This window comes from Oceanobacillus neutriphilus, from assembly GCF_014645515.1.
GTDB lineage: Bacteria > Bacillota > Bacilli > Bacillales > Amphibacillaceae > Oceanobacillus > Oceanobacillus neutriphilus.
This window is the reverse complement of the sequence record NZ_BMLW01000003.1, coordinates 167,121-181,653: the sequence shown is the minus strand read 5'-3', so window position 1 is coordinate 181,653 and position 14,533 is coordinate 167,121. Positions and strand designations below refer to the sequence as shown.

Annotated in this window: 16 protein-coding genes; 7 read left to right on the top strand and 9 right to left on the bottom strand. The window is 36.0% G+C overall.

Translation table 11 applies throughout. From position 1 onward, the window contains the following. Window positions 1–123: 123 nt before the first annotated feature. The 3 genes from IEX29_RS06415 to IEX29_RS06405 form a co-directional block, all read right to left on the bottom strand. Window positions 124–846: an amino acid ABC transporter ATP-binding protein gene (locus IEX29_RS06415; RefSeq protein WP_188733636.1), complete on the bottom strand. Its 723-nt coding sequence runs from the start codon at window positions 844–846 to the stop codon at window positions 124–126. Then, a complete protein-coding gene (locus IEX29_RS06410) occupies window positions 846–1,496 on the bottom strand; it encodes an amino acid ABC transporter permease (protein ID WP_188733635.1) in 651 nt (216 codons plus the stop codon). Before IEX29_RS06410 ends, IEX29_RS06415 begins: the two co-directional genes overlap by 1 nt. A gap of 260 nt (window positions 1,497–1,756) precedes the next feature. Continuing rightward, entirely contained in the window at window positions 1,757–2,560 is an 804-nt protein-coding gene (locus IEX29_RS06405; protein ID WP_188733634.1) for a transporter substrate-binding domain-containing protein, read from the bottom strand. Between the two features lie 302 nt (window positions 2,561–2,862). Between IEX29_RS06405 and IEX29_RS06400 the strand changes: the two genes are divergently transcribed. Then, the gene (locus IEX29_RS06400; RefSeq protein WP_188733633.1) at window positions 2,863–3,198 is read left to right on the top strand and encodes a hypothetical protein; all 336 of its coding nucleotides are present in this window, start codon (window positions 2,863–2,865) and stop codon (window positions 3,196–3,198) included. A 45-nt stretch (window positions 3,199–3,243) separates the two neighbouring features. On the opposite strand, the gene IEX29_RS06395 is transcribed toward IEX29_RS06400, so the two are convergent. The 4 genes from IEX29_RS06395 to IEX29_RS06380 form a co-directional block, all read right to left on the bottom strand. Further along, the gene (locus IEX29_RS06395; protein WP_188733632.1) at window positions 3,244–4,191 is read right to left on the bottom strand and encodes a bile acid:sodium symporter family protein; all 948 of its coding nucleotides are present in this window, start codon (window positions 4,189–4,191) and stop codon (window positions 3,244–3,246) included. Window positions 4,192–4,455: 264 nt separating this feature from the next. Beyond that, window positions 4,456–4,668: a hypothetical protein gene (locus IEX29_RS06390; RefSeq protein ID WP_229720120.1), complete on the bottom strand. Its 213-nt coding sequence runs from the start codon at window positions 4,666–4,668 to the stop codon at window positions 4,456–4,458. Between the two features lie 130 nt (window positions 4,669–4,798). Continuing rightward, complete coding sequence (gene solA / locus IEX29_RS06385) at window positions 4,799–5,935, bottom strand: N-methyl-L-tryptophan oxidase (protein ID WP_188733630.1); 1,137 nt, start codon at window positions 5,933–5,935, stop codon at window positions 4,799–4,801. Window positions 5,936–5,972: 37 nt separating this feature from the next. Beyond that, on the bottom strand, window positions 5,973–6,446 hold the full coding sequence (locus tag IEX29_RS06380; protein WP_188733629.1) for an acyl-CoA thioesterase: 474 nt from the start codon (window positions 6,444–6,446) through the stop codon (window positions 5,973–5,975). A gap of 363 nt (window positions 6,447–6,809) precedes the next feature. Between IEX29_RS06380 and IEX29_RS06375 the strand changes: the two genes are divergently transcribed. The 6 genes from IEX29_RS06375 (at window position 6,810) to IEX29_RS06350 (ending at window position 12,631) form a co-directional block, all read left to right on the top strand. Beyond that, entirely contained in the window at window positions 6,810–7,784 is a 975-nt protein-coding gene (locus tag IEX29_RS06375) for an SIS domain-containing protein (protein WP_188733628.1), read from the top strand. A 95-nt stretch (window positions 7,785–7,879) separates the two neighbouring features. Next, window positions 7,880–9,148 carry an ABC transporter substrate-binding protein gene (locus tag IEX29_RS06370; protein ID WP_188733627.1) on the top strand — a complete coding sequence of 423 codons (1,269 nt, stop codon included), beginning with the start codon at window positions 7,880–7,882 and terminating at the stop codon, window positions 9,146–9,148. Window positions 9,149–9,233: 85 nt separating this feature from the next. Continuing rightward, entirely contained in the window at window positions 9,234–10,115 is an 882-nt protein-coding gene (locus IEX29_RS06365; protein ID WP_188733626.1) for a carbohydrate ABC transporter permease, read from the top strand. A 2-nt stretch (window positions 10,116–10,117) separates the two neighbouring features. Continuing rightward, on the top strand, window positions 10,118–11,005 hold the full coding sequence (locus IEX29_RS06360; RefSeq protein WP_188733625.1) for a carbohydrate ABC transporter permease: 888 nt from the start codon (window positions 10,118–10,120) through the stop codon (window positions 11,003–11,005). A 6-nt stretch (window positions 11,006–11,011) separates the two neighbouring features. Next, the gene (locus IEX29_RS06355) at window positions 11,012–11,833 is read left to right on the top strand and encodes a PfkB family carbohydrate kinase (RefSeq protein WP_188733624.1); all 822 of its coding nucleotides are present in this window, start codon (window positions 11,012–11,014) and stop codon (window positions 11,831–11,833) included. A 63-nt stretch (window positions 11,834–11,896) separates the two neighbouring features. After that, entirely contained in the window at window positions 11,897–12,631 is a 735-nt protein-coding gene (locus tag IEX29_RS06350; RefSeq protein WP_188733623.1) for a GntR family transcriptional regulator, read from the top strand. Between the two features lie 141 nt (window positions 12,632–12,772). On the opposite strand, the gene IEX29_RS06345 is transcribed toward IEX29_RS06350, so the two are convergent. Beyond that, window positions 12,773–13,624 carry a metallophosphoesterase gene (locus IEX29_RS06345; protein ID WP_188733622.1) on the bottom strand — a complete coding sequence of 284 codons (852 nt, stop codon included), beginning with the start codon at window positions 13,622–13,624 and terminating at the stop codon, window positions 12,773–12,775. Window positions 13,625–13,787: 163 nt separating this feature from the next. Then, window positions 13,788–14,528 carry an esterase family protein gene (locus IEX29_RS06340; RefSeq protein ID WP_188733621.1) on the bottom strand — a complete coding sequence of 247 codons (741 nt, stop codon included), beginning with the start codon at window positions 14,526–14,528 and terminating at the stop codon, window positions 13,788–13,790. Window positions 14,529–14,533: the final 5 nt, after the last annotated feature.

Genomic DNA, 14,533 nt, shown 5'->3' with positions numbered 1-14,533 from the left:
TAATTATATGCTTTTTCCTAATAAATAAAAAGAGGTTTTCCGTTATCCTTAAAACCCTATTTTCTAATTATTAAAGCAGGTATACAGAATCCTATCTATTCCATAAACCTGCTTAACCCTACATTATAAAACTTTATTTAAAAAGTTCTTTGTCCGTTCCGAATTCGGATTTGTAAAAATGACTTCCGGCGTATTTTCTTCCATAATAATACCCTCATCCATAAACAGCACCCTATCCGCAACTTCTCTGGCAAATCCCATTTCGTGCGTCACCACAACCATGGTCATCCCCTCTTTCGCTAATTGCTTCATTACCTCTAACACTTCTCCAACAAGCTCCGGGTCAAGTGCTGAAGTCGGCTCATCGAACAGCATCAGCTTGGGTTCCATGGCAAGTGCACGTGCTATTGCTACACGCTGCTGCTGTCCCCCTGATAATTGTGCCGGGTATTGATCTGCCTTCTCTGCAAGACCTACCTTTTCCAATAAAGCTTCCCCTCGCTCTCTTGCCTCTTGCACAGAAATCTTACGGACTTTCCGGGGGGCAAGCATTACATTTTCAATCACAGTTTTATGCGGAAATAAATTAAATTGCTGGAATACCATCCCCACCTCGGTGCGAATCATATTAATATCCGTTGTCCTATCCTTTAAATTATAACCATCAACAATAACATCTCCACTTGTGATATCCTCTAATAAATTTAAACAACGTAAAAAAGTACTTTTACCTGATCCGCTCGGTCCAATAACGCATACCACTTCTTTTTCTTCCACCTCACAGTTAATACCTTTTAAAACTTCATTATCTCCAAAGCTTTTGTGTAAATCCTGTACAGTTATCATTAGTATTTCAACCTTCTTTCAGTGTAGCGCAATAGTAAAGATAAACTAAAATTAATTACTAAGTAGAATATGGCTACGGTTGTGTATATTTCCAGTGCAATAAAATGATTCGATGCAATATACCTGCCCTGGAACATTAATTCCGGTACTAAAATAACGGATAGCAAAGAGGTATCTTTAATACTGATAATAAATTGATTCCCTAACGGTGGAATCATCCGTTTAAATGCCTGCGGCCAAATAATATAGCGCATGGTTTGGTGCTTATTCAGCCCCAAAGAACGGCCTGCCTCCATTTGGCCCTTATCAATAGAATCAACAGCTCCGCGGACAATTTCCGCAATATAAGCTCCTGAATTAATAGCGATAACAACAATACCGGCAGTAATTGAATCCATATTATATTTTGTAATAATCGGAAGTGCAAAGAAAATCCACATTGCCTGAACAAGCACCGGTGTGCCTCTGATAACTTCCACATAAACAGATGAAATAATTGAATAAAATTTATTTTTAGAAATTCTTCCTAAACCAAAAATAGCTCCTAATATAAATCCAATTAGTAAACCAACAACAGAAATTAATAGTGTATAGTATAAACCTGTTCCTAATTGCGGTAAAAATTCAATCACCCGACTAAAATTAAACATTTCCTCACCTCTCTAATCAATAAAATAAGGAGCCGCGCATTGATTGCCAGCTCCTTATTTTCCAGTAAAGTCAACTGTATCAACGATTCTTGGTTAACAGATATATTGATACTTCTTCTACAGAGCAGCGATAAATCATCTTATAATGATTTTTCATTTTAAATATTTCAAATTAAGTCCTCCAAATCTGCCGCTCTCATAGCAAGAAGTTTCCTTTCATCTTACTTACAACCAAATAAATCATCTTACTTCAAGTTAGATTATTCTTCATTGCCAAACCATTTATCATAAATCTCATCATATGTCCCATTTTCTTGCAATGTAGCCAGCGCATCATTAATCGCTGCTACTAAATCATCATTTCCTTTTGAAATCGCGATCCCGTATTCCTCTGCTTGATAGTTGTCACCAACTGTTTTCAGTCCATCACCTGTTGTTGCAATATAGTATTCTACATTTGGAGTGTCATATAAAACTGCATCTGCACTACCATTTTCAACAGCCATATACACTTGGTCCAGCTGCTCATACGTATCAATAGTCTTATCCTCCAGGGTTTCCTCAAGGAATTGTGAACTTGTAGAACCTAATCGCGTTGCAACCGTTTTCCCTTCTAAATCTTCTATGCTATTAATATCTTCATTATCTTGTTGTACAGCAATAGTAAGACCGGATTCATAATAAGGATCACTATAATCAATAGTTTGTTTTCTTTCTTCAGTAATACCTATTCCAGCAACAGCAATTTCAAACTGCCCGGTCTGCAAGCCAGGAATAATACCATCAAAATTCGTTGTTTGAATCTTACCATCAATTTCAAATCCAGCTTCTTCGGCAATTGCCGTAATTAAGTCAATATCAAAACCAACTAACTCTCCATCTTCCATAAATTCAAACGGTACGAAGGAATTATCGGCTACCACTGTATACGATTCATTCAAATCATAATCCCCATCTTCCGCCTCCGATTCATTTCCTGAAGAATCATCACTGCCACATGCAGCTAAAACGAATAATGAAATAAGTGCCAGCATAAAAATCCAATTTTTCTTTTTGCTAAACATCCAAAATTACCCCCTAATATTTGATTTTGTTTTCTATGGATAACTCTAAGTATAACAAAATTCCATTTTTATTAAAAATTCACTATTAACCCATATTTCTGAAAAAACAAGTGAATTCTGTGATTTTAAGTCTTTACCCATCACTTAATATCTTTAAACTCGGAAATCTTCAGAAATCCTTTCCTTTTCACATAGTTATGGCAAAAGTTAGGTTTTAAAGTAAAAATAAATAAAATCTGTTAAACTGTTTCTATAGATTTTATTTACAGATGAATCAAGATTATAGGGGGCATTGTATCAATATGCAGCAGGAAAGTATCTCTATATTAGAGTGGAAAGTATTTGTTGAAAAGAAACGCAAGAAAAAAATGCTGGTAAAATTAATCTGGAATGATACAGATAAATTAACATTGCTAATCTCTCCAAATATCAAGGTCAATTCTTTTATAATTGATGAAAAAGAAGGTTATCTTTTTTATGATATAGAAGGAAAGCAAATAATGAATCCAATTCCCTCCATTATTCCAAGCAGCGCACTAATAGATGGGCAAATTCCTGTAAAAGCAATATCAAGTGGAAAGGTAACACTTTATGGAGAAAGATTATCCAAACAGGAAATGAATCAATTAATGCATTAAAAAGTCTCTGGCAGATAGCTGTTCCTATCTCCAGAGACTTTCTTGTTAAGTATTCTTCTTCTTTTCATCATATTTTGCCCAGTACGTTGCAAGGATCGGTCCGGAAATATTATGCCATATACTGAAGATAACACTTGGTACAGCAGCAATTGGCGTAGCAGAAAAGAATGTTAATGCTAATGTAGAAGCAAGTCCCGAGTTCTGCATACCAACCTCAACGGATACTGCCTTTTGATCTGAAAAACTTAATTTAAAGAGTCTTGCAGCACCAAACCCAAGTAACAGGCCTAATAGATTATGCAGCACAACAACACCAAAGATGAGTAATCCTGATGTTGCAACTGCATCCTTATTTACGGATACTACTGCTGCGGCAACTGCAACAATACCAATAACGGAAACAAGCGGCAATACAGAAATACTTTTTTCGACCTGTTTACTAAATAATAAGCGGATGACAAACCCTAAAATAATTGGAATAAGTACAACCTGCAATATTTGAAAAAACATTTCTTTAAAAGAAACCGGCATCCATTGGTTCGCTAATAAAAGTGTTAAAGCCGGCGTCAAAACCGGAGCCAGTAATGTAGACACTGTTGTTGCGGATACAGACAGAGCTGTATTTCCTTTTGCTAAGTAAGTAATTACATTAGATGCGGTCCCGCCTGGTGCACACCCTACCAGAATCACACCTACTGCAACCTCTGGCGGCAATTGAAAAGCAATAGATAATCCATATGCCAGCAGCGGCATAATAATATATTGTGCAAGTACAGTGATAAATACACTTTTAGGAGTTTTTAATACATCCTTAAAATCTTGAGGCGTAAGTGTTAATCCCATTCCAAACATAATAATTCCTAATAAGATACTCACATGCGGTGCAATCCAGGTAAATCCGCTTGGAAATAGGAAACTGATAATCGCAAACAGGATTACCCAAACAGCAAATGTGTTTCCTGCAATACTACTGATTCTTTCTAAAATCTTCACTTTCAAATCCTCCTAAAAATACTTTCGTCAATGGCTTCTTATCGTAAAAATTCAAATAATTCAATCTAATATTTCAGAAGAGTGAAATCAATGGAAGCCACATTGAGTTCCTAATCTTTTAAAAAATAATAGATGGTCTATATCATATCAAAACTCTGATAATTATGTCTATATTAAATTGAAATATTTTTACATTTATATAATATTATCCAGCAGACTATTTATTCATGTTAAAAATCCATGGAAGCAGCTTCTCAAATATTTTCAATTAAAAATAAGATTCAAGCCGCCGAGCACCCCTATAAAAACAATAAACAGAAACGAATTTGGCAGCATCTCATTAAAACGGACTCCTAGCTTTTGCCAAATTAAGTTTAGTGCAATCATTATTAATACAATCAAACCAATCATCGGCTTCAACCATTCATCTCCAATATTCTGCAAAACGAAAAAGCCGCTAATAATTCCGATTATCACCTAATCCAGTAATTCAAGCTCAAGCATCTTTCTTCTCCTTTAAATTCTATTATTCCCGCATCAATCCAACCTGTTTAACAATTAGAAAAGGTATACACACACCATCTATGAGGTTATACCTTTTCTATTATTATTGATTATCAAATCGATTTAAACGAAAGCTCTCTAAGCTTACAACAGTCTTTTTATCCATTAGCATTTTTGTTAAACTTTCACCAATACCGCTGCTGAATTTAAAACCATGACCGGAAAAACCGCATGCAACAATAATATTTTCATAGCCTGGTAAATAATCGATAATAAAATCTTCATCCGGTGTATTTGTGTACGTACACACCCTTCCCTCTTTCCGTTCAATATCCTCAGAAAAATACTTATGCGCGAAAGAAAGTGTTTCTTGTTCATCTTCTGGAAACGTCCCAAATGGTTCCAATTCTCCGGGATTATCTATTGGATTTCCTCCATCATGCCTGCCTATTTTCAGACCTGTTCCATCGATGCTCGGAAAACCATAATATGTACTATCCTCATCAATATGCCCCCAGCCAGGAAATACTCCTTCTTCATAATTCGTTTCTTCTCCTGCTTTAAACCAGGAGAATGTTTTACGAACAGGGGTAATTGGCAAAGTAATATCGAGCAGCCTTGTCACTTGATTAGTACCCTTTCCTGCGGAGATAAGCAGTTTTTTGCCTTTGACTTCATCATCTGTTAATTTTACAGTAACTTGATCAGCTTCTGTTTCGATAGCTTGTACGCGACTGTTTGTATATAAATCTGCACCATTTTGTTCTGCTAACGCCCGATAGGTACGAACAGCATTTTCGCTGAACAGTACACCTGAATTTTTCTCAAAGTAACCAATCATTTCATCCTGTAATTGAAATCCCGGCCAGCGTGTATTGATATCTTTTGCTGTCATCACTTCTAAAGGAAGGTTATATTCCTCAGCTGATTTTTGAACAGTATCTAAAAATACATTACCTTTTAAACCAAAGTTAAGGACACCTGTCTTTGAAAATATCCGCTCTTCCGTTTTCTCTTCCAACTCTTCCCAAAGTTTTTGTGAATGTAATGCCAGCGGTACATAATTACCACCTTCTCCATAAGCATGCCGTATCAGCCTTGTACCTCCATGATGCGACCCTTCATCATGAGGAGGGTCATAAGAATCAACCAGTGCCACCTTCTGACCAGATTCCGTTAAATAATAGCCTGCTGACATCCCCATAGATCCGGCACCAATAATAATAACATCGTATATCATCCTGCCCTCTCCCTTCTCTCATCTCTGCCATTCTATTCTACTCAGCAATCCTTTTAACTTGCTCATAAATCTCCGGATGGGTCTTCCGAAGCTTTACAGGCTTCCATGCTTCATTCACCCACATATGCGTTGTTTTTCCTGTTGTCAGCAACTTACCGTAAGGCTCATCTATCGTAGCGCTCACTGTTCCATTTGCTTCCCAATCCTCCTCTGTAATTCTCCTGGCTTCATATTCAAAAGCCAAACGGATTGGTGAAAATTGTTCAATGCGTGTAAATAATACAACCAAATCATCAAACCTTGCTGAACTTTTATAAACCGCACTTGCATCTAATACTGGTAAAAGCAGCCCCTGTTCTTCAAGAGCATGATAGGACATTTCAAAATGTCTCATCCACTCTGTCCGGCCAACCTCAAACCAGGTAATATAGTTTCCATGATGAACTACTCCCATTTGATCTGTGTCTTTGTATTGTACGCGCATTTTATGCTGATGCCATGCTTGTGTCATTTTTATTTCCTCCTGTTTCTTTTCTACATTTCAGCTTTTGTTCCTCTTTTAAATTATAGCATTTCCTCTTCTATTTTATAAAAAAACTGCTAAAGCTTTATTTGGTTTAACTTCAACCCCTCTTGTATTTTTTGACTGGCATCATCTCCTATATAGCAGCTTTCAATGAATATTTTTACAATTATTACTCTCAAAAAATAATTTTTAAGAAAATTTAAATTTATCTATTTACATATGACGTCATATGATGTAATATTTAAACAACATGATGTTATATTACATCATAAATTAAGGAGGTGTAATTTACGGTTTTTGGTAAACGGTCACATTACAAATGTGCAAAAAAGAGGAGGAATTTTATTTATGAAAAAAGAACATGTGGAACAGATTCAAAAAGCAATTAAAGCAATTGAAGAAAGACAAATCGACAATATATTCTTTGTAGCATGTGGCGGATCGATGGCATCATTATCAACTGGTGAATACTTTATTTCCAAAGATACTGCAGTACCGGCATTTGTCTATACATCTAACGAATTTATTCATCGTTCACCAAAAGCATTGGGTGAAAATAGCTTAGTTATCTTACGTTCACATTCCGGGGAAACTCCCGAAACTGTTGAAGCTGCTTCATTCGCCCGTGAAAAAGGTGCATTAACCATTGCGATTTCTATGGAAGTAGAATCACCACTTTGCCAGAATGCAGAGCACATCCTTCATTACAACTATAAAGATGGTTCAGATGTGATTGATGGTGAACTTGGTATTTTTTACACTTTTCTTTTCAGAATACTTAAATTAATTACAGGTAATGAAAAATATAAGCGGGCAGAAAAACAGCTTGAAAACCTTGGCTCTTTAATTGAAAAAAATCAGGAAAAATTCAAAGAAGCTGCTGATCAATTTGGAAGAAAGCATAAACGTGAGAAATTAATTTATACAATGGCAAGTGGTGTTTACTATCATCAGGCATATTCATTCACTAGCTGCCTGTTAATGGAAATGCTATGGATTAATTCAAATGCAATACATGCCGGTGAATTCTTCCATGGTCCATTTGAAGTAACAGACTATGATGTTCCTTTCTTGCTGGTTGTTGGTGAAGGACCAAGTACTTCACTTGATTTAAGAGCATTAGATTTTGCTGAGAAGTTCAGTGATAAAGTGGAAGTTGTTGATATTCGTGAGTTAGAATACGATGGTATTGATCCGGACTTAAAAGATTATTTTGGAAGCGCTTTATCCGGTCCTGTTCTACGCCTTTATGCAGACGGATTAGCTGAACACACCGGTCATCCTCTATCTGTGAGACGTTATATGTGGAAAATGGAATATTAAGAATAAAATGCTTGAGAAAAGATAAAAATAATATATTTTTATCTTTTCTCAAAACACTATCTGTTAAAAATCTAGTATAAAAATGGGGCGAGAGAATGAAAAAAAGAATTGGTTGTCTAATAGCCGTATTATTACTCACTGGCATCCTGGCTGCTTGTGGTTCTAACTCTTCCAATGACGCGGAATCAAGCGGGGATGAAGTAGTTATTGACTTCTTTCATCGTTGGCCAAATGAACCAAGAAAATCTTTCTATGATCAAAAAATTAAAGAATTTGAAGAAGCCAATCCAAACGTAAAAATTAACGTTGATTCGGTTCTGAACGATTCCTATAAAGAGAAAGTACGTGTTCTTGTTTCAAACGATGACCTGCCAGACATCTTTTCTTCCTGGTCTGATACTTTTGCTGAAAACCTTGTTAGTTCGGGCAGAATCAAACCATTAACTGATCTGATTGAAAGTGACCCGGATTGGAGCGATAAAATTATTGAATCACAATACGAAGGGTTCACCTTTGATGACATAACGTATGGTATACCATTTACCATTGATGGAAAAGCCTTTTTCTACAATAAGAAAATTTTTGAAGAAGCAGGCGTCGATGTGCCTGAAACTTATGATGAATTCATTGAAGTTCTTGATGAACTGCAAGCAGCAGGCTATGAGACACCGCTTGTGGAAGGTTTAACAGATGCTTGGGCAATCTCACATTATATGGGAACTATCTTTCACCGTGTAGTAGAACCGGAAATCTTAGCACAAGACTATAATCCAGAAACTGCGGCATTTACAGATGAAAGTTATATTAAAGGGTTGGAAATCTTTCAAGAACTGACTACCTATATGGGCGAAGTTTCCACAGCAATCGATCATGAAGCTGCACGTAATATGTTTTCTGCCGGTGAAGTACCTGTCCTTTACATGCAATTTGCAGAAATTTTAATGGTAGAAGATGCGGGAGATGTGGATTTTGGGTTCTTTAATTTTCCAGAAGTAACCGATGGAAATGGCAGTGCTGATTCCTTAACTGGTGCTCCAGAAGGCTGGATGTTAAGCGAAAATGCTCCAAAAGAAGCTGAAGAATTTTTAAAATTCTTAACTTCTGAAGAAACAGCTGCTGAATTCACAGAAGTAGACGGACAGTTAAATGCGATTGAAGGCGGGGTAACGGAAGAAAATGCAAACCCAACGAGCTACGAGGCATACCAAATTGTTTTAGATTCCTCCGAAACAGCCCCTTGGTTTGATAATGCAGTCGATATTACCACCGCTGATATCTTTATGCGGGGAGGACAAGATTTAGCAATCGGGCAAACAACACCAGAACAAATAATAGAAGAAGTTCAAAGTCAAGTTGCAAATTAAAAGGAAACAACAATTAAATAGCATGCCCTGACATCTGTATGTCGGGGCTTTCCACTTATTTTGAAAAGGAAAGTAGGTTTAATTTATGAACAAAAAATTTCCTTTAACACCTATTTTATTTTTACTACCTTCTGTTTTCTTTTTAGCTGTTTTCATTTATATACCATTAGTACAAAATTTTTATAACAGCTTTTTTGATTTTAATGTATTTTCCAATTCGAAGGAATTCGTTGGTCTAGCGCAAATACAAAAGCTGTTTCAAGATGACGTAGTTATGGTTTCTATCATGAATAACTTTAAATATGCGATTATATCAGTGATTTTCCAAATTTTCTTTGCATTAATTTTAGCAAGTATTTTAGAAGATAAACTATTTCGGAAAGTTGCTCCTACACTTAGAGTAATCTATTTTATTCCGGTAATGATATCTATTTCCGTAATTGCTCTGCTATTCAGTTTTATTTATAATCCACAAATGGGATTATTAAATAGTTTTCTTGAGCTGGTGGGTTTGGATACATTGACGCGTCCGTGGCTTGGTAACTCGACTTCGGCTATTTATAGTGTTATTGCGATGTCTCAATGGCAAAGCATCGGTCTGATTACCATGCTTTTTATTGTAGCTATCCAAAAGATTCCTAACGAATTATATGAAGCTGCTGATATAGACGGTGCCGGACGGATTCGAAAATTTTTCAGTGTTACACTTCCCCAGGTAAAAGAAACGATGTTTGTAAATTTATTAATTACCGTTACTGGATCCATACTAGTTTTCAATGAACCATTTATTTTAACAAATGGCGGTCCAGGAAACAGCTCCATGACACTCGCAGTGCATATGTATCAAACAGGATTCTCCAGAGACAATATGGGGTACGCGTCAACAATCGCAACACTTACCTTTCTTTTATCTGCCATTTTTGCATTAATTCAAATTAAAGTGTCTAAGACCGGAAAGGAAGATTGATAATGAAAGAGAATATAAATTCAAAGCAATATTCCAATTCCCGTCAGAAAGAGCCTAAATCTGCAAAAATCCAAACAAGAATATTTAAATACAGTACATTAATTGGCCTCGGGATTTTTGCATTAATCATTCTTTACCCGTTGTTTTGGATGTTGATTTCTTCATTTAAGAGCTATGACGAAATTTACTCTGATGTATGGAATCTGCCGAGCACCTGGAATTTTTCAAACTACACATTAGCCTGGGAACAAGGTATACAAAATTACTTTATAAATAGTCTTTATGTAACAGGTTTTGCTATCCTAATTACCGTCACAATCGGTTCGATGGCAGCATTTACTTTATCCCGTTACCGCAATCGCTGGATTGACATAGCACTGCTGTTTATCATCGGTGGACTAATGATGAATCCGCAAGTAGCGTTAATTCCATTGTTTGAAATATTAACATTTTTTAATTTAATCGATACCCGCTGGGCATTAATTTTAACTTATGTCGCATATCGATTACCTTTAACTATCATTCTTATTCGAGCGTTTTTCTTAACCGTTCCAAAAGAACTTTCTGAGTCAGCTTTATTGGATGGATGCAGTGAATTTGGTATCTATCGGAGAATATATCTGCCTTTATCCATTCCTGTAGTTGTTACAACAGTTATTTTAAATGCATTCTTTGCCTGGAATGAGTTTTTATTTGCTACAGTATTTATCAACTCCAGTGATTTAAAAACCATTCCATCCGGTTTAATGGTTTTTCGTGACGCATTAAGAACCGACTGGGGTGTGCTGTTGTCAGGTATGGTAATTGCTTCCATACCAATGATTATTCTATTAATCTTTTTACAAAAATACTTAGTACGAGGACTTGCAGAAGGTTCTGTGAAAGGATAGTGAAAAATGAAATTAATTACTATTGGAGATAATGTAGTGGACTGTTATTTAGACCGAGAAGAGTACTTCCCCGGCGGAAATTGTGTCAATGTAGCTGTAAATGCCAAACGTAATAGAGCTGAAGAAGTTGCCTATATCGGTATTTTTGCAAATGATGCTCCTGCCAAGCATCTGCAATTTGCGTTAAAGCAAGAAGGAATTGATTATCAATATTCCCGGATTGCTGCTGGCATTACAGGGCAACCAAAAGTAAATCTGTCTCCTGATGGAGATCGCATTTTTGTAGGTGGTCCAAAAAACACAGTACAGCATCGTTTTAAAATTCAGCTCACTTTAGAAGAATTGGATTATATTCGGCAATTTGATTTATGCCATGTGAGCTGTTATTCATCAATGGAAAGCGAACTTCCAAAATTAGCTGAAGTCATTAAAATTGCTTATGACTTCTCTGATAATAAAGCGTTAGATTATATTGAATCTATTGCTCCATATATTTCCTATGCGTTCTTTTCAGCTGCAGAGCTGTCAGAAGATAATTTGGAAACTTTCATTTCTTCTATACAATCATTTCAGTTTGAAGTGATTGTCATTACCAGAGGCGGCAATCCAGCTATTGTTATTTCCGAGCAGGGTCGTTTCTATCAGAAGCTGAATAAAATTGATGTGATTGATACAATGGGAGCAGGAGATAGTTTTATAGCGGGTTTTTTAACGTCATATATAGAGAATAAAAATATCTTATCAGCAATCGAACAGGGTACGAAATCAGCTGAAAATACGTGTCAGGTCTATGGAGGCTTTGGTTATCCTCAACCTTTGATTGATTAGTTAACGAATACCATAGTTTGATGTATAATGTAAGAGAATACTTACATTATAGGAGCTAATTTTATGAAGGAAGATAATTTGAACGGCGGGCAAAACTATTTGTACGAAGAAATTATGACAGGAATTAAGGAATACATTAATGAAAATCAACTCCAATCCGGAGATCGTATCCCTACTGAAAAAGAATTAGGAAAGTTATTTAAAGCCAGTCGCATTTCTATTAGACGAGCAATCAAAGAGCTTGTAGATGAAGGTGTTTTGAAGATTATTCATGGGAGAGGAACCTTTGTAAACAAGAAACGTAAAGAAATACATCTGCTACATTTGCAAGGATTCTCTGAAGGTCTGACGTCAGATAATGATAAGATATCAAAAGAGATTGTTTCTATGAAAAAAATAAGTAACAATAAAAAAATAAACAGTCTATTTGAGAACAAATATAATGAGTTTATTGAGCTTATCCGCAAAGTATATCGTAACGACCAAATTTTGAGTTTGGATTATGCTTATCTTCCGACTGCTATTTATCCAAATATAGAAGATAAAATAAAAAAAGAAAGCTCAACTTTTAAAATTATTCACGATGATTATAGAATTGCATTTAAAACAGTTAAGAAAGAATTGGAAATTGTTCCGGCTACGGAAGAATTGCAAAAACATCTTAATATCAGTAGATTAACACCACTTATATTAGTAGAAAAAATTATTTATAACGAACATCATCAACCTGTGCATTACTCAGAGTATTACCTTATCTCAGATGCTGTCAAATTAAGAATTGAAAATAACTTACCTTAATCTGCGTCTACGCCTTAGAAATGCCAAATTATTTTGTTTTATAAGGCAGGATCTATCAATATGGTAAAGTTTGATCAGTAAAATAAGCAATGGTTACTTAAAATTTCCAGTAAAACCATTGCTTATTTTATATCACTATTTTTATAAATTTGATTGAATAGTAATCAAACTGATCTGACCCTGATTAAGAAATCTTATCGGTAACGCAGAAGTTCCCAATCCGCTGTCAATATATAAATAACGCTCATCGCCTAATGGATATATCCCCTTCTGTAATTCCGGCAACAGCCCCTCATCCGGAGCAACAAGCGCTCCTATAAATGGCAGCCTGACCTGACCGCCATGTGTATGACCGCTTAGTACGATATCAGCATCAACATCAGGATATTTTTGAACAACGATTGGAGCATGGGATAGTAAAATAGTATATTTATCTGTATCCAGGTCAGCAAAAGCCGGAGACATATCTTCATGCTCTGTCGATATATCATTCACACCAACTATGTTAAATAGCTGACCATCTTTTTCAAATTGCGTATTCTTATTGTTTAAAATGATAACCCCTCTGTCCGCTAATCCAGCTAAAAATGCTTCTTTTTCGGGATTTCCATGCTCGTGATTGCCAGTGACAAAATAAGTATCCGGGTTTAACTGTACTAATTCTTCTGCAAACTGAAGAGCCGGCTCCAGATTTTCTGTCTTCCTATCAATTAAATCACCTGTTAAAACAATAATATCAGCATCAAGTTCCTTCACTTTTTCAAGCACTGCACCGTTCTCCTTCCCAAACACACGGCTATGTACATCTGTTATTTGCAGTACTTTCAGCTCTGTGCCTTCCTCCAGCTTGTCACTTTGAAACTGTTCTCTATTTATCTTAAATGTGGCAGTATCAAAATATATTTTAATAGTTATGGACAGCATTGCCAGCAGCAGAACAATAAAAATAATACGTTTTCTTAAACCACTTTTGATTTTTGTCTTTTTCTTCATCAGCTTTTAACCTCTTTATTCATATAATTCTTCCATCTATCCTTTAGGTCACTCCTGCAATTATACATCAGATTGTTCGTATATATGGAAAGAGGACGCTATTAATGTAGATTTATCCGATAAAAAACACCAGTATCTTTATTATACTGATGTTTTCATACATTTAGGAAAATAATTTTTTTAAGTAATACGGCATTTGCTTTCTCCACCAGACCCAATCATGAGAAACATCTTCTCCCCATTCATCAAACCAGGCCGGAATTTGTTTTTCTTCAAAAGCTTCTTTTAATGAACGGTAAGAAGGCAGACCATCCTGCTCCCAATCACCTAATCCTGTACACATAATAATATTTGCAGAGCGGTAACGATCAATAAACCAGCCATCGTTTTGATTCCAGATATAATCACTTGGTGAATTTTCATATACAAGCGGATCATTTCCATAATCTCCGAAAAAGAAACGCGCATCATATACACCACTAAGTGCTACCATTGTTTGAAATACATCGGGGTGTCTCAAGAAAAAGTTCAGCGCGTGATAAGCTCCCATACTGCATCCTGTTGTCATCATTGGTTCAAACCAGTCTGCTTTATGTTTAATAAATGGAACTGCTTCTGAGATCACATAACGGTCATATGCCTCATGAGCAAGTGCACGGTCATGCGGAGACTTTGAATTATGCAGCCAGCTTTCACTGTCCACACTGGCTAATGAAAAAAACTGAACTTTACCAGCTTCAATAAATTCCTGACAGGCATCAATCATTCCAAAATCATAATATTCAAAATGCGTTCCGCCGGATGATGGGAAAACAATAATCGGCATACCACTATGTCCGTATCTGTTTAACGGCATCTCACGCCCTAATTCACCGCTCCAATGGCTTAACTGTTCTATATGCATAGTCA